Genomic DNA, 21,941 nt, shown 5'->3' with positions numbered 1-21,941 from the left:
GTTTGCCTGGGAAGACAAATTCAAACGCTTGCTCTTACGATTTGAGACCAAGCAGAAACGTCATCTTGGCTTCAAACTGATCGCCTTCACACTGATCAATCTCAGAGAGTTTTGTGCCGGATGAAACTTGCAACCAGTTCATCCATTAGCCCAAACCCTCAACTCACCGAAGCAAGGCTTGCCTTAATGCGCCGACCATCCGGCGTCCCCGCCACTCCCCGAACAGCGCCGATGTGTCCTTCAAAAACCTTGCTTGGTTGCGCTTGGTTTTTCGGCTCAGTCGCGCGCGCAGTCTCGGTAGCTGCCGGACGACAGGCGGCCAACAACCGTTCGTACTGCTCCTCAGAGCGCAGCCGCCAATCCACATACGCGAAGGGCTTGAGCGCGTCGCGCATCTCGGCGTCGTCCAGTCGCACGGGGAGCAAGCGGCGTAGTTGATTCAGCGGGTCGCGGAAGCGTACCGCGTGCTGCTCGAACGTCACCCACTCCGCCGCCGTAGCGTGCCGCGACAGCAACAGCAGGAGCGTCCGCGCTTGCTCCAGTCCCGCTTCGCGCTGGCTCCGCCGCGCCTCGTCCGACGGGCGCGCGCCGTCTTTGTCAGAGGCCCCCTCTGCTGAGAAGCCATCGAATACACCGGGCCACGCGCGCAGCCCATCGCGGCGCAACCGCGCGGCCAACGCGCGCGCTTCGCCCCGGTCGTGCGCGCCGTAGCTGATGAAACCATCGTATTGGAAGGGTTCGTTCATACGTGGGACCTCCGGCAAACGGTAGCGCAATCTGCCGAGATTGCGCCGCACGGCAGTACAGGGCAATGATTCTTACCGTAGGCTCCACGGTTTCGATCAGTGAAGCAGTACAACCTCGGCAGATTGCGCTACCGTTCCTGCCTGTGTTTTTCGAATCGAGAATCGCTGATGTAATCCGAGGTTACTGCGGGCGCAGTGTAAATCAACGCTGAGGAATTGCGCCACAGATTCAGGGCGGCGCTCAAATGGCTGCTCAGAACATTTTCAACTCAGCGTGCAATAGATACGCGGTTGACCTGCGTGCAGCGGATTTACGCCGATCAAACTTCAGCAACGCATCCGCGCTAATCCGCCGCATCCGTATCATCCGCGCGCCTATCTTTATTGCGCTTCCGCACTAAGGGAGGTCTTCTTTGTATTCCAAAATATCTCCAGGCTGACACTCCAGGGCTTTGCAAATCGCCTCCAGGGTTGAGAGCCGGATAGCTTTAGCTTTGCCGTTTTTCAAGATGGAAATATTCGCCATCGTGATGCCGACTTTTTCGGTAAGCTCGGTGACGCTCATCTTCCGCTTCGCCAACATGACGTCTATGTTAATGATGATTGCCATGCGGGTCTCCTTATACCGTTAAGTCGTTCTCGGACTTTATCTCTACGGCACTTTGTAAAAGTCTCTCGAACACGGCTGCGGCAGTGGCGGCTACGGCAGAGACAAACATCATAACAAGACCAATCATCACACCGCCCGCGATATCCTCTTTACCACGCTGAACTGTAAAGAAGAAAGCTTCTGCTCCCACAATAAAAGCGATAAGTGTCAGCGCGCAGTATTTGATAGTCCGCAAGGCTCTTACAGAGCGTTGCGAAAAGACCTGATTTGCTCCTATGTAGCCCAACAGCTTGAAGGCTTGATAGAGCGCGACGAAAAAGGCAATAGACGCCATGTAGGCATACGCCAGGAATGGATCTTTGAAGTAAATCTCAAAGGTCGTGGTGTGCGCATTCCTGCCCTCAAGGTGAGGTTCCCAAAGCATCAGGGCAAGAACGCCCATACCGATGAGCACGATGACTACCTGAAGAAATATCGTTGAGCTTCGTTTCATAATGGTTCTTCCTGTACGGAAAATGGTTCTTGAAAATCATTGATATTCTCATCCTGCAATATGTATTTATTGTTTGTCAATATGTATCTATCGCTTTACGAGCGGCGGGGGGCTAAATACGGGTACAGCCGAGACAGGAGCCACATTGAATTATTGATAGCGTTACAGAGGAACGCTGCGCGGCTTTTCTTACAGTAGGCGAGACATCTGCACTCCCAAGTTTGGCGAATTATTTGCTCGCACCCAACGGCAGCTTCTCCGCCCGCACCGCCGCGTGATACGCAAACGACGCCAGCACGATTGCGCACTGTTTCAAATCGTCAGCCTTCACGCGCTCATACGTGTCCATATTGGTGTGATGGGTGCGCGTGTCGTAATCCACATAATCCTGTACCGGATTGAAGCCCGCCAGCCCCGCGCGCGTGAAGCTCAGGTGATCGGTGTTGCCGATGCCTTGCGCGATGTTGCGGCGCGCGCCCAAATCTTTGAACGGCTCCAACCAGGCATCGAAGATCGGTTTGACGGCGGCGTTGTTTTCGAGATACCAGCCGTAAATTGGCCCGGTGCCGGGATCAAGGTTGAAATAGGCGTTGAACTTTTCGCGCGCGGCTTGGTTCGCATCGCCCTTCAAATACTTCTCGACGTATTTGGCCGAGCCGAGCAAGCCTTCTTCTTCGCCGCCCCACAACGCCGCGCGGATTGTGCGTTTGGGGCGCGCGCCGATGGCTTTGAGAATGCGCATCGCTTCCATCACGACCGCCGCGCCATCGGCGTTATCGGTTGCGCCGGTTGAGGAATGCCAGGAATCAAGGTGGCCGCCAATCATTACGACTTCATCGCGCAGGGCCGGGTCAGTGCCGGGCAATTCGGCCAGCACGTTGTAACCGTTCTTGTCTGTGGTCAAAAAGCGCGTTTGGACATTGACGCGCAGCTTGATGGCCATACCGCGCTGAAGCATCCGCGCAATCATGTTGTAATGCTCGGCGCTCAGCACGACGCTGGGCAGTGCGTTCTCGCCGTTGTCGCGGCCCAGCACAAACAGCGTCCCGTGTTCGCCGCGATTGGGGCGCAAGACGACGCCCGCGCCGGTTTCGCGCAACAGCTTCGCCATGTTTTGCGGCGTGATGAAGGGAGCGGAACCGGCTGGGGGGCGCGGTTGTCCGATGGCAACGGGATGATCGAAGGAAGTCGGTTGCGGGCGGTCGGCGCGTTCAAACGAAGTCTGAAGCGGCTGACTCAGCACAATTGCGCCTTTGAGTTGGCCGCGCATCTGCTCGACGTCGTCCTGCTTTTTGTCACCCAGAAAGATCGGCGCGGCCGTTATTTCACTCGCTGTCGAAGCCGACCACGCTTCGGGATAACCGATCAGCGGCATATAGCGCGGCTCGACCATTTCGATAGAGAATTTGTCGAGCGTCCAGCCGCGCCCGAATTCCCAGGCTTCCTGGCGCGGATTGGCGAGGCCCCAGGCTTTCAGCTTGGCTTGCGCGTAATCGGCGGCGGCTTTGAACGCGGGCGTGGCCGTCAAACGCGGGCCGATGTTTTCGGTGAAGTAGCTAAAAGTCTCGGCGACTTGCGAGCGGTGCAAACCTTCGTCGCGGATTTTGGCGTTGATGGCGGCGTCCACCGGTTCTTGGGCAACAGTTCTTGCGGGTGAGAAAAACAAGCTGTTCCAAGCCAGCAACAAAGCCAGTGCTTGAGCTTTCATTTGCGGATTCCTTTCAGACGAGCCAGCGGTACGGAACCGGGAGCGATCGTGAAGGGGTGACTGCGCGTTCGACTTGCGCTGAATCACCGGTCGCTTTCGCTCACGGTTCCGTACCGGCGCCTTACCTGCATCCTGGTAGCGCTTCTAGAGGTGACGTTTTCGCCCGGCAGCTTATTGCCGCAGCACGCTCAACACGGGATGTCCCGATTTCCAAATGTCTTCAAGAAAGGCTTCCAGGCCCGCGCCCGTAACCCGCACGACGCACACGGGCCGGTCTTCCTGGTGCGAAGAAAACAAACTGTGCACGCGCACCTTGCGGCGTTGCGCCAATTGCACAATCAGCGCGAAAACATCATCGCCGCGCGAGGTATCAAACGTGATGCGGGCGCCGCCGTGCGTGGTTTCAAACAAACTGACAAAGGCGCGAAAGATGTCCGATTCCGTAATCAGTCCGGCCAAAGCGCCGTGTTGCACGACGGGTAAAGCCCCAATCTTGTGATTGCGTAACAACTCGGCGGCATCTTCAATCGGAGCCTCGGGCGTCGTAGTAATCAAGTGACAATGCATAATGGCCGCTACGGTCAGCGAAGCGGGAATGCTGTGCGCCGCGCCTTCGACGAACGGATTCACATTGGCTGGGTAAGCATGCAGGACGTCGCCTTGGGAGATGATGCCCACAACGCGCGGGGGCCCTTGCGGTTGCTTTTCGACCACAGGCAGGCGGCGGATGCGCTGCTCTGCCATCAGCGCCGCAGCTTCGGACAGCGGCGTTTGCGACTCGATCGTCACAGGGTCTTTGGTCATCCACATACTTACGATCATCGGCCTGTTTTCTCCTGCAAGCCTGCGTTTAAGCCGCTTGGTGGCGCACCTGCGTTGGGCCTCGCGTGTTTCAATTTCCACCCAATGGCCCCGCCTGCACCGGCGGTTTCAACTCAAACTCGCGCGGTGGTTCCGCGCCCAGCAAATGCCGCACGAAATAATCCCAGCGGCGGCGCGTCATATACGCCTCGCTGCCAAAGCCGTGCGGGCGGTTGGGGAACATGATCAGATCGAAATCCTTGTTCGCCTTGATCAGTTCGTTGACCACTAGCAGCGTGTTATACGGCGGCACGTTGTTATCCAGCGTGCCGTGCGCGAGCAACAGCTTGCCTTTGAGATTCTTGGCGAAATTCTGATTGGCTTGGCTGTCGTAATTGCTCGTGCCATCCGGCTTGCGCACCAGCAAGTCGCTCCATTTCTCGGCCCAATCGTCTTCATAGCCGCGATTGTCGTGATTCCCCGCCTGCGAGACGCCGACCTTGAAAAAGTCCGGGTGGCGGAACATGGCCGCTGCCGTTGCATAACCGCCGCCTGAATGGCCGTAAATCCCGGCGCGTTCGATGTCTATCCAACTGTAGCGTTGCGCGAGTTGCTTCATCCCCGTGATCTGATCGGGCAGCGTGTTGTCTCCCATGTCGCCGAAATAGGCTTCGTGGAATTTCTTGGAGCGCCAGGGCGTGCCCATCCCGTCAATTTGCACGACGACGAAACCGAGTTCGGCCAGCGCTTGTTGATCGCCACCGGCGGAAAAGCTACGCCCACGCACGCTGCCGGTTTGCGGGCCAGGGTAAATGTTGTTGATGATCGGATACTTTTTATTGAGGTCGAGTTTGGTTGGCTTATACATTAACCCGTAAAGATCGGTCACGCCGTCGCGCGCCTTGACCGTAATCGGTTGCGGCGGTTGCCAGCCGGTCGCAAGCAGGCGCGCGATGTCCGCCTTTTCGAGCGTCGCGATCAGCTTGCCATCAGCATCGCGCACCACGGCAATCGGCGGCACATCAGGTTTGGAATAGCTGTCGGTGAAATACTGGCCCGACGGCGCAAGCGCAATGTCGTGGTCGGCGTCTTCGGGCGTGAGCAGTTTGAGGCCCTTGCCGTCAAAGCCGATGCGATAGAAATGCCGGAAGTACGGATCGCGGCCTCGCTCTTTGCCGACGCCGAGAAAGTAAAGCTGGCGGCTCGGTTCGTCTACGCGCAGCACCTGCGTGACATTGCCTGCGCCGGTTGTGATCTGATTTTTGAGCTTGCCGGTTTGCGCGTCGTACAGGTAAAGCTGGCCCCAGTTGTCACGTTGCGAAAACCAGAGCAGTTCATTCGTCGCGGACAGATAGCGCCAATTCACGCGGCCATTGCCGGATTCAAAAAATGTCTTGACCTTCTCTTCCAACACGTCGCGCACGTCACCGGTGGCGGGATCAGCGATGCGAAATTTGGCTTCCTGGTGATTGCGCGAGGTCGAGACAAAGGCCAGTTGCTGGCTGTCCGCCCCCCATTGCACATCGGCCCAGACGCCGCCGCACACGATGTGATCGCAGAGCGTCGAACGGTGCGGATCGGCGGGCATTTTCAGCCGCACGACTTTGGCGGCGGCCCCTTCCCCACCGAGGTCAATCACGACGCGCTCGATCATGAATATCTTTTCGTCGCCGGGCAGCGGATATTTCCAGGCTTCGAGTTTGGGATGGCCGACCTGCGTGTTGACCAGGTACATCTCGCCTACGCCACGCCCATCGTGCTGGAAGGTGACGATCTTATTGGAATCGGGCGACCAGGCGAGCACGGGCGTATCGCTCTTCGTCCAGCCCGCGTTGTTCGTCGCGTAGCCAAAATCTTTGACGCCATCGGTCGTCAGTTGCGTCTCTTTGCCCGTCGCCGCGTCGCGCACCCACAAGTTGTAATCGCGGATGAAAGCCACGCGCTTACTATCCGGCGAAGTCGCCATCGCATTTGCGCCAGGGCCGCCCCGTTGCCCGCCGCGCTGCCCGGCTTCGCGGTTGCCATTGCCCTCAGACACGACGCGGCATTGCTCGCCTTGCACATCACAACTGATGCGCCGCCGGTCAACACTGAAGGAAAGCGACTTGCCATCCGCCGCAAAATCAATTTGCTGAAACGGCAATTGGTATGCGCCTACTTTCGTGCCAGTCGCCGCCGCTAGTGCCGCCGCCAGTTTGACGTGATCAAACGCCGCGCCGCGTGTGCCGCGCGCCGGATCAACCAGGATGAATTCGTTGCCCTGCTCGGTCGTCACGCGATACCAGAGGCGGCCATCGGGCAGCCAGTTGGGCCGCACGCCCGCGCGCAAGACCAGCGGGCCGGTGTTGTAAGGCATGAACTTTTCGGCGCGGGCGTAATCAGCCGCCGTGAGCGCAGTTTGTTGGGCCAGGATATTCATCGTAGAGAAAAGGTTGATGAAAAGGCTCGCCAAGCCAAGCACGAGCGCGCGTAGGGAAATTCGTCGTAGTCCAAATGACATTTTGTTTCCTCCGCTGGACGAAATGAACGATTCCTGAATTGTTGTGTGGTTGAAAGCGGTGCAGTGTGCGCGGTCATTAAACAACCTTCGCACCCATCCGACAAGCTGGGTTGTGCTCCCTGCCGAATCGTGCGATGTTTCGCGCGTGTCAACGGACACGACAACCCAACCCAACCCAACCCAACGAAGGACGACAGCAATGATTCAAGTGATCGAACGCCGCGCTTTCATCAAACAGGCCGCGCAAACCGGCGCCGTCTTCGGCATCACCGCGCTGACAAAAGAAACCCTCTCCGCCGCGCCCAAACCGCTGTTTCAAATCTCGCTGGCGCAATGGTCGCTGCACAAGGCGCTGTTTGCCAAACAACTCGACAATCTCGATTTCGCCAAGACGGCCAAGCAGGATTACGGCATCAACGCGGTCGAATACGTCAATCAGTTTTTCAAAGACAAAGCCCAAGACAAAACCTATCTCGGCGAAATGCTCAAACGCACCAAAGACCTGGGCGTCGAGAATCGTCTGATCATGTGCGATGGCGAAGGCAACCTCGGCGATCCTGACGCGGCCAAACGCCAGCAGGCGGTCGAGAATCACTACAAATGGGTCGAGGCCGCCAAGTTTCTCGGCTGCACAATCATCCGCGTCAACGCGGCCAGCCGGGGCAGTTACGAAGAGCAGCAGAAACTCGCCGCCGATGGACTGCGCAAACTGACCGAATTCGGCGCGCAACACAAAATCGCCGTGATCGTCGAAAACCACGGCGGCCTTTCTTCCAACGGCCAATGGCTGGCGGGCGTGATGAAGCTGGTCAAGCATAAAAATTGCGGCACGCTGCCCGACTTCGGCAACTTCCGCCTCAGCCCGACCGAAGAATACGACCGTTACAAAGGCGTCGCCGAGATGATGCCTTACGCCAAAGCCGTCAGCGCCAAGACGCACGACTTCGACGCCGAGGGCAACGAGACGCACACCGATTACCGCCGCATGGTCAAGCTGGTGCTCGACGCCGGCTATCACAGCTTCTTCGGCATTGAATACGAAGGCGACAAGCTGAGCGAGCCGGACGGCATTCGCGCGAGCAAGAAACTATTGGAGCGCATCCATCAAGAGCTTGCGCCAAAGGCGAAGTAAGCCCCCGCCTTCCCAATTCCTTCCCTCAATCTTCAGCCATCTGAGGTCAGGGTGTAACAGGGTGGAGTTATCTAGTTTGGAAGCGTCCATATGGATAACGAAAACACATTTAACAGTAACGAGAAGGAGGTGTCTGACGAGCGCGCGGCCATGAAACGGCGAGAGCTGTCCAACTTGGCCGCGCGGCTCCTGACATCGCCATTGGAGGAGGCCGCTTACCGGGATTTCACTCGTTACTTTGGCCCACGCCTCAAAGCATTATTTCGTTACCGGGACTTATCAGAGACCGAGGCTGAAGATTTGGCCGAAACATGTCTCACTGACATCCTTACACTCAAAATATCGAAATACAGTGAGATCGAAACCGGCAGCTTTGAAGCCTGGGTCTTCACCGTGGCGCGCAACGCCTTAACCGATTGGCTTACCAGCCGGCCTTCAACTATTCCCCTCCCGGAAAGCACTCCAAATCCGCTTGGCAGAAAACTCTTGCGTCGGATACCCAAAGCCGTGCCCGACGTGAAGATCATCACTGCCATCAGCGCTGCCCTAGCCCAACTCCCGGAGGCGGATCGGCAGTTGATCCAACTGCGCGATTTCATTGCCGACAACACCTACGAAGAGGTCGGGCTAGCGCTCGGCATCAAAGCCAACGCCACACGCCAGCGCCATTACCGCATTTTGAAACGGCTCAGAAAGATGCTCGAACGTGACCCACGGCTGGGTGACTGGCTGAAGCGAGTAAACGCAAGAACAGGAAAGGATGTTTGACTATTTTATGAACGAACGAACTTTGAACAACGAGACTCAGTTAGCGCCGCCCCCGGCGTGGCCTGAGCTATTACTTGAGGCTTTGCAGTTGGCGGATGATTGGCAAGTGTTTCAACAGGAACCATTGGAATCGGTCTCTAAACAATTCCTACAGCGTTGCGATCAGACGGCGCGTGTTGCCTGGTACATTGCGCGCCTCCGTCGGGCGGTTGAACAAATCGGCTTCCTGCCTTGGGGGCTGATGGTTTACCTGGCAAAGTTAGCGGCCACCACTGAGGTGCAGCTCTCTGCGGTGCTTGAGCGATTCGGACTCGACGACTTGACAGCACCAAACCCCGCGTCTGCGCCGGGTTTGGTGCGGCTGGCTCAGGCACTCGGACTTGGTCAACGAGCACTGCGCGCGCATCTACTAATCGGGCTACTTCCGCACCTCGGTTTGTCACCCGAGCCACTGAATGCGCGCTTTCGGGCAGACAACCCTTTGTCTGCCCCTCTGGATGAATGTGAGGCGGCGCTCGCGCGCATTGAGCAGAACGCCGAGCCTGCCGCTGTAGCTGAGATGAGACGGTTTACTACGGCGCTCAATGCTGCTTGGCAGTCGAGCAAGACCGATTAGCTGCACAAGCTCAAGGCAAAACACAGGCAAAACACTGCTGGGAGAAAAGACATTATGACGCTGGTAGAAAACCTCGCTCGCGGGTGGACTCAAACGCATGACGAGCAAGCGTTGGGCTTTATCCAGCGTTGGAAAGAAAAGTTTCAGACCGACACCCAAGTGAAACAGCGCGGTGACAATTGCCTGCGTTTTCTGGCTGACCTCAGCAGCATTCGCTTGCATGGCATGGGCGAAGTTCAATGTGTGTTGCTGGGAGGCGAGGGGCCTGGGTTGACAGAGGCCCTGCGCGATTTCAAGCAACGGTTGGGCGAAGCAGGTGGAGTGCCATTCGTCCTAGCCACCTCGCATTCAGCCTATACACAAGCCTATGAAGCACTGCCTTTCGGTCGTTTTTTGATTCTCTCGCCGCCACAATTGGAGCAATTGCTAGCCACGCCGGAACCGTTGCGGTATTTGAAACTTTGGCTGCGCGAGCAGATCTCGTTGCGGCGCTTGGTTCCCTTCAATCACCTGCTCTCGGTCGAAGGCGGAATGTTTTTCGGACGGCGCAACGAATTGGACAAACTCTACAACGAGAGCGATCTGAGCTTTGCCGTAGCTGGCCCTGGCCGGATTGGCAAGACGTCTCTCATCAAACAATTTCAACGCAAATTGGTGCACGACCGCGACCCGCAAGCATTGCGGACTTTTTACGTGGATTTTTATCAATGCTCGAAAGAACCCAATACCATTGCGCAGTTGCTGGCCATGAAGCTGGAGGCTTCGCGCCGTAGTCTGGAGCTTTCCTACACCAAGCTGCCGGATTTTCTGCAATACCTCAAAACCAAACTTGGTGGAACAATTCATCTGCTGCTCGATGAGGTTGACAACGTTTGCCAGGGAGAGGTGTTCGATTTATTGGGCGAGGCTGCTAAGTTGGGCTATTGCCGCCTTATCTTGATCGGGCGCGGCGGACTTTTGCGGATGATGCTCTATTCAGACTCGCAATTAAACCAACGCCTTCAATTGCTACAGCTCAATCCGCTGGATGAACCGGCGGCGCGCAATCTTTTGTTAGATCCGTTAGCCGACCTTGGGTTCAAGGTTGATGACCCTGAACGGCTGAGTGCGCAAGTCCTTCGTCTCACCGGAAGATTACCCAATCAAATTCAGTTCTTTGCGAGAAAGCTGGCTGAACTGGCGATTGACGAACAAAGCGACACGATCTCATTAGCTCAGGTGGAACGATTGAAATGGGATTTTGAAACAACCCAATTTTTTATCAGCCCGTTACAGGGCGAATACCTGGAAGATGCGGAGGTACGGCTGATTGCATTGTTATTGCTGAAAGAGCAGCTCAAAGAGATCACACCAGGGCCAATTTGCGCGCTGGCGTTGCGTTGGGGACTGCCGATTGATGAGATGCACGCCCTGCGTATATGCAATGAACTGGTTATCCATAATGTGTTGGTGTGGAACAAAGGCCGGTTCTGCCTGGCCAACGAGGCCCTGGCCGAATACGCGGAGCGCCTAGGCATTCTCGACAGCGCACTTGAAACCGCGCGTCGCTCCGTGCAATTGACATCCACACAAACTTCCCCCAACGCCAAATTGAGGTGAGCTTATGACACCGTTTCTATATCGGAAGATCGGTCAACCGCTACTGGATGAGCTATACGAAAAAGTCGTCATCGCCCATGAGAGCGTTGTCTTGATTGCACCGCGTTACGGCGGCAAGCGATATCTGATGAGACGCCTGTATGAGTTGTTGCAGACGCAGGAGGAGCTTCATCTCTTGCGCCTCGAATCGTCCCTGCGAAAGCCTATTTCTAACGAAAAAGAATTTTACGATTGGCTGTCCAAGGCTGTCCGCGAAGCTGATAACCGCTTTACGGAATGCGTGAACACTACGGAGGACCCTTTCGCACCGTTGGATTGGCTTATCACTCAATCGCAGCGACCGGTAGTCTTACTGGTCTCAAATGTTGACAGCCTGCCACAGTACCTAGCGCGCAACTTACTCCTGAAAGTCCGCACGCTGGTTGAAGAGAAAAAGCTGATGGTCGCGCTCAGCGGCGAGGACGTGTTTCAGAAACTGGTACACGGGCCAACATCGGAGTTCAACTGTGCTTACCAGTATTTCCTTCAAGGCTTCGACAAAGAGTTCTTTGCCGCAGAAACCCTGAGGTATCGGGACGAGCTACAGCTTTGCTTCGCCAACGATGAAGAGGCGGTGGATTGCTTATACGAACTAGCCGGAGGCTATCTCAGCATCTTGAAGACCTTGCTGCGCGATGTGAGTAAAGCACGCGTGAATGCCAACTTGCCGCTCGATACACCGATTGCGGTGTCTGACATCCCCCGCGCCATCAGCCCGGATTTATTGCGCCAACCGCCGCGCGTGATCAACAACGCGCCGGAGTGTTGGGAAGACCTCAAACAATTACTCCGCGATGATGTCGTGTGGGTCAACACCATCACGAACGCCCCGGGACCGTTGGAACTGGCTGGCGTCGCCAGGCGGGAAGGCTGGCGCATGCGTCTCGCTTCGCCTTTGCTGAAAACCTATCTCAAGACTTACTACAACAACAAGCGCTTCGGCGATCTCTATCTGCGCAATGACAAATCAGAGGCAGCTTTTGCTTACTATGAGCATTTAGCTGAAGAAGAACGGGTACGTCCTGCTAACGCCGATGATCGCCGAGAGGTGGCATTCAATATCAAAACGCTCTCCGCCGCGCTCCACGTGGCTGCCGCCAAAGGCACCAGCGCTGTCGGGAAGCTGCTGCATAACACTTGCCGTTACGTGCTTGGTTTCCGCGAGGTGGCCTGTCTAGAGTTGAATGGGGAATGGAAAATGCTCTCTATCCCTGGTTGTCAACTCAAGGGAGAAACCATTAAAGAACTGAATCATCTTTTACCTCACGAACCGAAACCCGGGCGATTCCCTTTGACTGGACGACTGAAACAGTACGTTTTCGTGGCTATCGTTCCTGCCCCGCGCTCCGGCCAGTTTCGCGCAGTCGTCATTAGCGACTTTGCCGCGAACCGAATTGTCTCGCGCGAGCGCGAGTTGCTTGTCAACCAACTCTTCGAACATTTCGTGATGGCCTATACTCAAGCGGCTGAAATCGAGGCCGCTCGTTTGCACCTTCAGACACGTGATCGTCACATAGAGATTGCCAACTCCATCTTCGATGGATTGGGCAAGTATACCCGCGACGTGGAGCACGTCATCAGGATAGCCGCGCAAGCCTTGCGTAAGCTGGGCTACAGCCGAGTCTCGTTCTGTCTGGTAGACCCAGAACAGAAGAGAATCACAGGCGTGCTTGATGATTCGGATAGCCCAGACGTCGACGTTGCGAAGATGACTGACTGGCCGCTTGATGATCCAAAGGCCGACGTTCAGTCATATGTTATCAATACCAGGAAACCTATCCGAATCCTGGATGCTACCCGTGAACCGCTAGTCAATCCTGAGGTAGTAAAGAAGGCGCGGCTGAAGGCTTTTGCGGTCGTCCCGTTACTGGATTTGGCCGAAGAGGCTATTGGGACTGTACACGTCGAGCGCGAAGATGGATTTGCTCCGACCGAAGATGAAGTCGAAGACCTTTTGCAGCTTGGGCGTCAATTGGCAATTGCGCTCGAACTAAGCGAACGGGTTAATCTCTTGCAATCAGCGCTCGACAAAATCATGTCTTCACTGGTCATCGTTGACTCTTCCCTGAAATTGCGCTTCGCCAATCAGGTGGCAGCCACGCTACTCGGCGTGGAAAAAGGCTGGCAAAACCAACCTGAAGCTAAGCTACTGACTGAAACTGATGTTGGCACCGAAGCGATGAAAATGGTCGAGATGTCACTCCAAGGGCACCGGCAAGAGCGGCACATCAAATTGAAAGAGAAAGATGACAGGCACGGCTGGGAAGCGCTTTCTGAAGTTATTCAAGGTCGCAGCAATCAGATTGTGGGAGCCTTCCTTAGAATAAGGGACTTAGATTATGTCTACCGCATGTTCGAGGCTTTCAATACTATTGCTGAGGCGACAGACAAGGCTTCAGCTCTGAAATTATTGCTTACTGCGGCCCGTAAGCTGGGATTCGAGCGAGGAAGGTTATATTTGGTAGACCCTGATAACCCAAATTGTTTAGTCAGTGCGGACTCTTTCGGCTTCGCGGACACACAACTTGAAGAGAGGTTCAATCGCGGGGAAATCCGCACGATTCGTATGCATTTCCCAGGAAAAGAGTGTTGGAAGTGTCTTGATGAACAGGCTCCTAAAGTGTTCTTTTTTGCTCCAGAAAAAGTTGATAGTAATGAGTACATCACACAAAAAGGCCAAGTCGCTATCGTAGTCTCTAAGCCGAGACTTGAGACTGAGCTAAAGAAAAAAAGCGGCGATGCCTGGTTAGATATACCTCTGCTGACGCAAGACAAACACCCACTGGGAAAACTCACTTTGGACTGGAAGGAAGATCGCTGGCCACGCGAGTTTGATTTGTTGGAGGTGCTGGTCGAGATGGTAGCGCGCGTCTTGGACACTTTTCAGCAACGTGAGCGAATTGAAGAACAGATGAATCTGGTACGCACGCAAGCGGCGCAACAAGTGATGGCGACGATGGCCCACAACATTGGGACGCAATTGGCGGCACTACCTATTTTGCTGACGCGCTACAAACAGCGAGAAAAAGATTTGCCCGGTTTGCACAAGTTGGATCACAGCTTCGGTAAAATTATCGAAGAGACTACTACGATCATCAAGCGAGCCAAGGAGCGCTTAGCCGTTGTTTCACCGCAAATCAAACGGCTCGATCTAGCAGCCTGCCTCGACACCACGCTCCAATCCTATCTGCCGGAGCAGAACTGCGAGGTCATCTGCCGACAACGCCCCTTTCAAGTGGAAGCCGATAGCCATTTGTTGAAGATCGCCTTGTTTGAGTTGGTTGAGAATTCTAAAGACGCGGTTGGTGGTGAGATGGGTAATTTACAAGTTAAGATCACTTTGGAAATCGAACCCGCTTTCGAAGGCAATCAAGTCAAGATCATTTACCGTGACAACGGCCCCGGCGTCCCAGAAGATTTCAAGGAAAGAATCTTTGAGGACTTCTTCAGCCGCCATCCTGGTCGGGCTCCTGGCACAGGCTTGGGCATGGGTTATGTTCGCCGTGTCGTAGAGGCGCACGGCGGCAAAATCAAAGAGTGCGGTAAACCGAATGAAGGGGCCGAATTCATCATCACCCTTCCTCTCGCAAGAGCGGTTCAACCTACTGAGGAGTAAATCAATGTTTCGCATTTTGATTGTTGAAGATATAGCGAACACGTTGGCAGAGTTGTGTGAGTTGTTACGTGAGATATTCCCTGACTCTTTCATCGAAGCTTGCTCGACAGTTGAAGAGGGATTACGCCAAATTAGTTTAGCGGCGGCAAGGGGGTGCCCCTTTGACGTGGCGATCCTGGATTTCAAGCTGCCCGCACGCAAAGGAGAGCACCCGGAGATTGACGAGTCGCTGTGCCAGGCGATCAAGACAGCTATGCTAGGCACGCTCGTCATCCACATCACGGCGTTCCACCAAGACCCCAAGGTTATCAAACACATTGCTGACTATCATTCCGGCACAAAGGACCCCAGAGTCGAACTGATCGCCAAAACCGCGTATTGGCCGGAAGCTCTGCTCGGCGAGATGAAAGCCTATCTGTATGGCAAGTTGCTCGAAACGCCCCTGGACAAATTGTTCAGAGGGCAATCTGCCACGACTGCTGCTGGCGAGGGCGGCAGCCTGACGCACGAGTTGGCGACATTGAGCCGTGACATTGCTACTTATTGGGAAGACCTGAATGAAACGACCAAGACCAGGGTTCAACAGCTATTTCACGTCACCAAGGATGGAGAAGACATTCGCGTCAGCCTGCGATTGAGCAGGTAATAATGACTGTTGATCTGTGATCGCTCTGCCGGGGTAAGCAGGTGGAACGTATGAGCACGGCAATTCAAATCTTCCTCAGCTATGCGCGCGCAGATCAGGCGCAGGTCGAGACGGTCTATCAACGGCTACTGGCCGAAGGGTATACACCCTGGATGGACAAGGAAAACCTGTTTGGCGGCGAGCGCTGGGAAAAAGCCATCTTCAGGGCGTTGGAACAGGCAGACTTCGTGTTGATCTGCCTGACGCCGCGCGCCTACAACAGGCGCGGTTTTTTGCGGCGCGAAATCCGCAAGGCGCTCTATTTCGCCAAAGAAAAACTCGATACGGACATCTACCTCATTCCAGTCAGATTCGAGGAATGCGAGGTCGAAGAGTCCTTGCGCAAATATCAATGGGTTGATCTATTCAGCGTTGATGGTTGGGACAGGCTCTTGAAAGCTATCCGAGAAGGAATCGAACGTCGTCAACTGAAACATTGAGGAGTGAGCCAACATGATGCGGCTTGAAGACAGCTTTGCTACCCCCCCCCCATCTTTGGAATCAAAGCATTTTAGGATTCACTTCCGGCTGCGCAATCCACAGCGCGGGCGGGGGCGTGGCTCCAACGGAGTGCGCGATGAACAATTGTTGCTGACCTACCAGCAGGGTTTGGAACGGCTCTATCAAATAATGACCGCACCGCCTTTGGCGCGCCCAGGGTTGCAATGGAAAACCCAGGTTCAGATTTTTGACCTGGCGGCATATCTGCGTAGCGACGCACGTGCTTTTACGGCGGAAGATCAGCAAGGCGTCCCGTACATTGCCTTGCCGAGCCGCACCAAAGAACCCACGCAAGAGGCTGAACAGCGCTGGGCTTTGGCGACCGCTGTGCACGAAGCCACACACGTTTTCAATTGCCGCGAACGGCCTTTGAGCAGCCTTTACGCAGGACGCTGGGCGTGGTTTGACGAGGCGTTGGCGGTCTTTATGGAGATGCAGGTGTTGGGAGACGTGGGCGATCATTTCCGTGTATTGGGCGATTGGATCGAGAACCCGGAACTCTCGCTTGACGCGCCAAATGCGTGTTACCAAGCAGGCTTGTTTGTGGCTTACATGGCGAAGCGGCTGGGGATCGAGTTCGTCAACCGGGTTTGGATGGAATCCGAGCCGCTGGAAACGCCACTGGACGCGCTCGCGCGACTGATGCCCGCCGGACAAATTTTTCTCTCAGCCAAGCCAGACGAGCACGATCTCTTTGCCTCTGGTTACTGTCTGGATTCGTGGTTTCTCGCCGACCCGGCAAGCGCGGCTCATGCACCGGAATTATTTGCGCGTTTTGGCGAGCGGGCGGTATCGGAAAGCTTTGTCTTGGGCACCGGTGAGCAGGCCGCGACGGGCGACACCCTCGATCATCTGGCGTGCCGGTATTATCGCTTTTACTTGAATGCGGGCGTGCGGCAGTTGCGGCTGGAGCTTGAAACGCTCGAAGCGGGCGAACAATCGTGGCTCAAAGCCGAAGTGGCAATGGCGACCAACGAGAAGCGATGCGGCCTCGTCATTCCGTTGCGTCCAGCCACTGCTACCAATCCAATCACCGCAACCTTGCTGAGCGCGCAAGTAACGCTACTCGACTTGAATGACATAGATCATTTAATCCTGGTCGTAACCAACTGCGGTACGCGCGCGGCACAAGTCAGGCCGGACATTCCGCACGATGACCGTAAGCCTTACGCTATTCGGGTGTGGGCCGAGTAACGGCTGTCCCACACTCGAATGGCGTTGCTGCACCATCTCACTTTCAGCCGGAAAAATGACTGCTCAGTTCCCGTTCGGCTTCCTCGAAACAGGCCAGAAAGGTATGTTCCGGCGCGCATTGCCAGCCCATCGGCCAGAGCGCCTGCCCAGCCAAATGCAGCGCGGCGCGGGCGCTCTGTTCGTTGCGCGCGGCGATGGCAAAACTGCCGGCCACTCGCACCAGCGGCCAGCCCACGCGGGTGATCGCCAAGTCAAAATCCTGTAGCAAAGTATTGGCCAGCACTTCTTCCAAAGCCGCCTGCGTTTGCGGCGCGAGGCTGGTTGCAGCAGGCGGCCAGGCCCACGCATTCGAGCTGGCATACCACGCCAAACCTGAAGCAATCCCGGTGACCGCACCTAGCGCGGCCAGACATTGGCCGAGCGGGTGGCGGCGCGCGCGCGCGGAAGAGAGCAAGACCAGCGTAGCCGTCACACCCGCCAGCGCTGCCACGCGCGCCAACGATTGCACGGCGGCTGGCCGCCAACAGTGTTGCTCGCCCGGGTGTTGGGCCGTCGCTGCCTGCCAAGCTTGCGCGGCTAATGGTTCCTCGTTGAACGCTGCCCCCGGCAACCAGCGCGCGAAGAGACTTTGCGCCAACTGCATCACCCATTCGCAGGGACGTTGGAAGGAAGCGGCTGAGGATGCTGAATCCGGTTCCCGCGCTGCGGCAAAGAGCAAGCCGGTTTCGCACCATTGTTCAAGCAGGTCGAGCAAGGGCGCGTCGGAAAGTTGCGCGGCCAGCCGATGCAACAGCAGCGTTTGATCGAGTTGTTGCGGGAAAGCGGCAATTGCGGTGGCCGCAACAAAGCGATACCCGTGCGCATCGCAGGCGCGCAAGCGGTTGAGCGCCACCTGCGCATCGCGCACCGCATAGCCGGGCTTGCGCGCCAGCAACGGAGCCAAGGCATTGAGCACGGCACGTTGCACAAGGGCGTCTTCGAGGCGCGCTATCACCGAAGCGCCAGGTGAACTGGCGCAGTACTGGCCGCGCTCGAGACGGCTTGCCAGGCTATTCAAATTACCGCCCAGCGTGCGTTCATATTCGGCGCGTGCTGCTGCCGTTTGGGCGGAAAGCAATTCGGGGCGCAATTGATGCCAGGCCGTTTGCAAGTGCTGCGGCGCGCAGATTTGTTGGAAGGGCGGGAAATTCATAAATTCCTTTCGTGCAGCGATTCAGATTTATCGCTGCGGCGGTTTCCGTAGTTCTTCGGCACCGGCTTTGGTGATGACGCGCGTGCCCGCGAGCCAATCGCCAAACCGGCTGCCATCGGAACTCAAGGCAACGAACAGCAACGACACGGCGTCGTGCAACAACGCCAGCACCATCAACAGCGCCGCCATGCCGGGCTGATAACTCAGCAGTGCGAACGGATAAAGCAGTTTGTGCGCCAGCGCGTGGGCTTGCTGTTCCACTATCCCGCTAGGCAATCCAAGCGCCAGAATCAGGCAATAAAACATTTGCGTGCAGGCCGTACCGCCACGGCGCAGCGCTTTGCGCCAGACCGGGCAAGTGTGCCCAAACACCGAGACCACGCGCAATCGAAAGAGCCATTTCCCGGGACTTGGCAGGCGGGGTGAACCGTCACAAAACAGGTGCCAAGCGCCGACCCCCAGCAGGCAAAAAAGCAGGATGTATTCATCGCCTCTGACTAACAGCAGCGGAAACGCGAACACGGGGCAAACGATTAGCAACGGCGTGAGACGATTGATCAGTTCAGCGCCGAGGCGTTGCCATAGTCTTGGACGGCTTTGCGGATTGTATGTTGCAAGCTGCACCGCGCCGGCATTCGGCAAGGGCACTACTTTGGGTGACGGCCTTCGCGGCTTATCCGCGCGTGTGCTCGTTCGATAATCTGCTTGATGGTAGGAATTTTTCATCGCTTCCCTCCCTCCTTCTAATCTTCTAAACGTGTCTTTGTTACACCACATAAGTGTTGGCAGGCTTTGCTGGTAGCAGTCAATGGTTGAGTTTGACCGCTGCCAGATCAACACATAAGATCGTGCCCACAGTGTTGTAGACCGCCATACCAAACGTATGGGTCTGTGGCAGCACCAGGCTGGCCGTTCGGTCTGAAGTTCACCACGCGGGTTGTTTATCTCTATTTGAGCAGTATGCAGTTCCTTCGTTTCTGCAAATTGAACCGGTTTATCGCTTTGCTCGGGCTGAGTCTGCTGGCGCTTCAAACAAGCGCGCTGACACGCGGCACAAATTACTTCACGCTCGCCCCTCCGCCTACCTGGATTCGCCAGGAGCCGTTGGCGACAACCTCTGCCGAACAACGCGCCGAGGCCCGCGACGGTGTGGTGTATTTGCTTTCCGACCAGCAAGTGCGCGTGACCAACGCCACCACCGAACGTTACTACCACCACATTCACGAAGTCATCGCCCAGCCCGGCGTCGAACACGTCTCGCAACTCGAATTGGAGTTCGATCCCAGCTATCAGCGACTGGTCATCCATCACATTCAAATCCGGCGCGGCACTCAAATCATCAACGCATTCAAGCCTGGTGAAATCCGGCTGCTGCAAAAAGAGGACGAGATGGAGCAGCGCCTCTTTAACGGCACGCTGGCGGCGCTGGCGATTTTGAATGACGTGCGCGTCGGCGATGTGGTGGAGTACGACTATTCGGTGAATGGCGCCAACCCGATTTTGGCCGGGCGCTTTGCCGATGTGAATTATCTGGTCGAGAGTGAGCCGGTCGCGCGGCTGCGTTATCGTTTGCTCTGGCCGGCGGGGCGTGTCTTGCAACAGCAGGTGCGCAATCTGGAACTCAAACCGCAAGAACAACACCACGGCGACCACATCGAATACGTTTGGGAACGCACGAATCTGCCCGCGCCCGATTTCGACACCGACACGACACCGGCGGCGGAAGAGTATCCGACGCTCTATGTGACCGAGTTCAAAAGCTGGCAGGAGATCGCCGCCTGGGCCGCGCCGCTCTATCGCTTGCAAGGCCCGCTGCCAGCGGCGTTGCGCCAGCAAATCGAAAAGTGGCGGCAGAGCGCGCCGCAACCCGAAGCGCAGATGCTGGCCGCGCTGCGCTTCATTCAGGATGAGATTCGCTACTTGGGCATCGAACTGGGGCCGCATTCGCATCAGCCACATCAACCCGGGCAAGTGTTGGAGCGGCGTTACGGCGATTGCAAAGACAAGGCGTTATTGCTCGCCACGGTGCTGCGCGAGTTGGGCATCGAAGCTTACCCCGCGCTGGTCAACACCGATTTGCATGACCGTGTGCAGGCGTTGCCGCCCTCGCCTTTTGTCTTCGATCACGTCATCACCCAGGTGCGCTGGCAGGGCCGCGCGTATTGGTTCGACCCGACGGTTAGCTTGCAACGCGGCGGATTGGCGCAACATGCCAACCCCGACTTCGGACGCGCGCTGGTTGTGCGCCCCGAGGCCACGGCGCTCGAAGAGATTCCCTTGCCCGCGCCCGCGCGCCCGCTGAAAACGATCAAAGAGATTTACACGGTCAATGGCGACAATCGCTCGGCGCGGCTGGAAATCGTCTATACCTATCGCGGCAGCGAGGCCGACGCGATGCGCGATTATCTGGCCAAAAACACGCTCAAAGATTTGGTCAAAGAGCGGCTGACCTTGCTGCACGCCCGCGACCACAGCATCACCCCCGCAGACAAACCCACCATCAGCGATGACGCCGCCAACAACATCGTCGTCGTGATCGAACGTTATGAGTGTGCCCGTTTCTGGCGTGAGGGCGCACGCGCTTTCAACGCCGACCGCCTGACGCCGGAACTCCCGGTCATCCAGGCCGACGCCAAAAAGCCGGTGGTGTTGAGCTATCCGTTTGATGTCGAACAGCAAATCGAAATCCGCACGCCCTGGCCGCTCAACGTCGCGCCGGATGCTGGTTCCGTCGCCAACAGCGCCCTGCAATTCGACTTTCGCCGCGCGCGCGAAGGCCGGACGCTCAAGCTGGTTTACCGGCTGCGCACGCTGCGTGGCTATGTCAGCGCCAACGAATCCGCGCGGCTGGCGGCGGATATTGAACATATCGAGGATGCGGGCAATTTTCGCCTGGCCAATCAGCCGCTGGCGTTCGGCGCGCTCGCCAATCCGCTGGGTCTGGGTAGCCTGATCTTTTTGGGCGCGTTGCTGCTCTCGCTGCCGTTGCTTGGCTTTGTCACCTACAAAACCTGGCAGGCGCGCCGCACGCCGCCCCCAGCCGAACCGCGCCTGAGCATCACGCTGCCGGGCAGCGAACCAGCCAGCCCGTTGCGGGTCGCCGATGAACCGGCGTTGGCCGCGCGCGTGGCGGGCTTGCGTTGCGAGTGCGGCGGCGGCTATCTGCTGCCAGCTTCAAACGCCGTGCGCGAAACGGTGATTTTCGATGGGAACCGGCTGCTGCTGGTGCCGCTGCATTGCACGGCGTGCGCGCAAGCGCGCGATGTGTACTTTGATTTTTCTGCGCCAGAATCGGCGCATTACCTGGCCAAGGTGACCGAAGCGCCCGAGCAATTAGGCTGAATCCGCGGCTAAAACCGTACAGCAGACTGCCAGTCTGCTGTAGTCTCGGCACATAGCCCACTGGCCGCGTCTACAGCAGACTGGCAGTCTGCTGTACGGCGGCGCAATTTCACTCCCTGGGTGAATAGCCAGGCTGACAACCCCCCCTGCTGCTATTGGTCGAAACTGTGTTTTCAACTGCTTAACCGTGGATTTGGGAATTAAGCTGAAGCATAACGCTATCCCGGCTGTATCAATTGAGCTTCCTCGAAAGCAAAAGAGAGATTATGGAACAGCCGGAAATAACGGAACATCTCTAAAGACGGTTTCGGGGTCAAGCGGAAAATGAGCAGGCTGCGCCCCGCCCGGCGCGGCGCGACGATTTTTTTGATTCGCGTGATGTGACAAGTCAGCGTAGTT

17 protein-coding genes are annotated in these 21,941 nt (G+C 56.6%); 9 read left to right on the top strand and 8 right to left on the bottom strand.

Annotated features, from left to right (window positions below; translation table 11 throughout):
• Positions 1 to 158: 158 nt before the first annotated feature.
• From HY011_25200 to HY011_25175, 6 genes are all read right to left on the bottom strand, one after another.
• Positions 159 to 746, bottom strand: a complete 588-nt coding sequence (locus tag HY011_25200; protein MBI3426241.1) for a toll/interleukin-1 receptor domain-containing protein — start codon at positions 744 to 746, stop codon at positions 159 to 161.
• A gap of 397 nt (positions 747 to 1,143) precedes the next feature.
• Entirely contained in the window at positions 1,144 to 1,356 is a 213-nt protein-coding gene (locus tag HY011_25195) for a helix-turn-helix transcriptional regulator (GenBank protein ID MBI3426240.1), read from the bottom strand.
• A gap of 10 nt (positions 1,357 to 1,366) precedes the next feature.
• Complete coding sequence (locus HY011_25190; protein ID MBI3426239.1) at positions 1,367 to 1,849, bottom strand: DUF2975 domain-containing protein; 483 nt, start codon at positions 1,847 to 1,849, stop codon at positions 1,367 to 1,369.
• 229 nt (positions 1,850 to 2,078) lie between these two features.
• Positions 2,079 to 3,557, bottom strand: a complete 1,479-nt coding sequence (locus HY011_25185; GenBank protein MBI3426238.1) for a M20/M25/M40 family metallo-hydrolase — start codon at positions 3,555 to 3,557, stop codon at positions 2,079 to 2,081.
• A 171-nt stretch (positions 3,558 to 3,728) separates the two neighbouring features.
• A complete protein-coding gene (locus tag HY011_25180) occupies positions 3,729 to 4,379 on the bottom strand; it encodes a CBS domain-containing protein (protein MBI3426237.1) in 651 nt (216 codons plus the stop codon).
• Positions 4,380 to 4,449: 70 nt separating this feature from the next.
• Positions 4,450 to 6,714 (bottom strand): DPP IV N-terminal domain-containing protein, encoded by a 2,265-nt coding sequence (locus tag HY011_25175; protein ID MBI3426236.1) that lies wholly within the window; start codon positions 6,712 to 6,714, stop codon positions 4,450 to 4,452.
• Positions 6,715 to 7,057: 343 nt separating this feature from the next.
• On the opposite strand from HY011_25175, the gene HY011_25170 reads away from it, so the two are divergent.
• From HY011_25170 to HY011_25135, 8 genes are all read left to right on the top strand, one after another.
• Complete coding sequence (locus tag HY011_25170) at positions 7,058 to 7,990, top strand: TIM barrel protein (GenBank protein ID MBI3426235.1); 933 nt, start codon at positions 7,058 to 7,060, stop codon at positions 7,988 to 7,990.
• A 90-nt stretch (positions 7,991 to 8,080) separates the two neighbouring features.
• A complete protein-coding gene (locus tag HY011_25165) occupies positions 8,081 to 8,758 on the top strand; it encodes a sigma-70 family RNA polymerase sigma factor (GenBank protein ID MBI3426234.1) in 678 nt (225 codons plus the stop codon).
• A gap of 7 nt (positions 8,759 to 8,765) precedes the next feature.
• On the top strand, positions 8,766 to 9,374 hold the full coding sequence (locus tag HY011_25160) for a hypothetical protein (GenBank protein ID MBI3426233.1): 609 nt from the start codon (positions 8,766 to 8,768) through the stop codon (positions 9,372 to 9,374).
• A 54-nt stretch (positions 9,375 to 9,428) separates the two neighbouring features.
• Positions 9,429 to 10,973 carry a hypothetical protein gene (locus tag HY011_25155; protein ID MBI3426232.1) on the top strand — a complete coding sequence of 515 codons (1,545 nt, stop codon included), beginning with the start codon at positions 9,429 to 9,431 and terminating at the stop codon, positions 10,971 to 10,973.
• A gap of 4 nt (positions 10,974 to 10,977) precedes the next feature.
• On the top strand, positions 10,978 to 14,628 hold the full coding sequence (locus HY011_25150) for a GAF domain-containing sensor histidine kinase (GenBank protein MBI3426231.1): 3,651 nt from the start codon (positions 10,978 to 10,980) through the stop codon (positions 14,626 to 14,628).
• 4 nt (positions 14,629 to 14,632) lie between these two features.
• Positions 14,633 to 15,274, top strand: a complete 642-nt coding sequence (locus tag HY011_25145; protein MBI3426230.1) for a response regulator — start codon at positions 14,633 to 14,635, stop codon at positions 15,272 to 15,274.
• Positions 15,275 to 15,324: 50 nt separating this feature from the next.
• Positions 15,325 to 15,753 carry a toll/interleukin-1 receptor domain-containing protein gene (locus HY011_25140; GenBank protein ID MBI3426229.1) on the top strand — a complete coding sequence of 143 codons (429 nt, stop codon included), beginning with the start codon at positions 15,325 to 15,327 and terminating at the stop codon, positions 15,751 to 15,753.
• Between the two features lie 130 nt (positions 15,754 to 15,883).
• Positions 15,884 to 17,008: a hypothetical protein gene (locus HY011_25135; protein ID MBI3426228.1), complete on the top strand. Its 1,125-nt coding sequence runs from the start codon at positions 15,884 to 15,886 to the stop codon at positions 17,006 to 17,008.
• Positions 17,009 to 17,051: 43 nt separating this feature from the next.
• On the opposite strand, the gene HY011_25130 is transcribed toward HY011_25135, so the two are convergent.
• Together HY011_25130 and HY011_25125 are read right to left on the bottom strand one after the other, a co-directional pair.
• Positions 17,052 to 18,200: a hypothetical protein gene (locus HY011_25130; protein ID MBI3426227.1), complete on the bottom strand. Its 1,149-nt coding sequence runs from the start codon at positions 18,198 to 18,200 to the stop codon at positions 17,052 to 17,054.
• A gap of 27 nt (positions 18,201 to 18,227) precedes the next feature.
• Positions 18,228 to 18,926 (bottom strand): RDD family protein, encoded by a 699-nt coding sequence (locus HY011_25125; GenBank protein ID MBI3426226.1) that lies wholly within the window; start codon positions 18,924 to 18,926, stop codon positions 18,228 to 18,230.
• A 165-nt stretch (positions 18,927 to 19,091) separates the two neighbouring features.
• Here HY011_25125 and HY011_25120 point away from each other — a divergent pair, with 165 nt between their 5' ends.
• The gene (locus tag HY011_25120; protein MBI3426225.1) at positions 19,092 to 21,542 is read left to right on the top strand and encodes a DUF3857 domain-containing protein; all 2,451 of its coding nucleotides are present in this window, start codon (positions 19,092 to 19,094) and stop codon (positions 21,540 to 21,542) included.
• Positions 21,543 to 21,941: the final 399 nt, after the last annotated feature.

It is taken from the genome of Acidobacteriota bacterium (genome assembly GCA_016196035.1).
GTDB lineage: Bacteria > Acidobacteriota > Blastocatellia > RBC074 > RBC074 > JACPYM01.
This window is presented reverse-complemented; position numbering and strand designations above follow the sequence as displayed.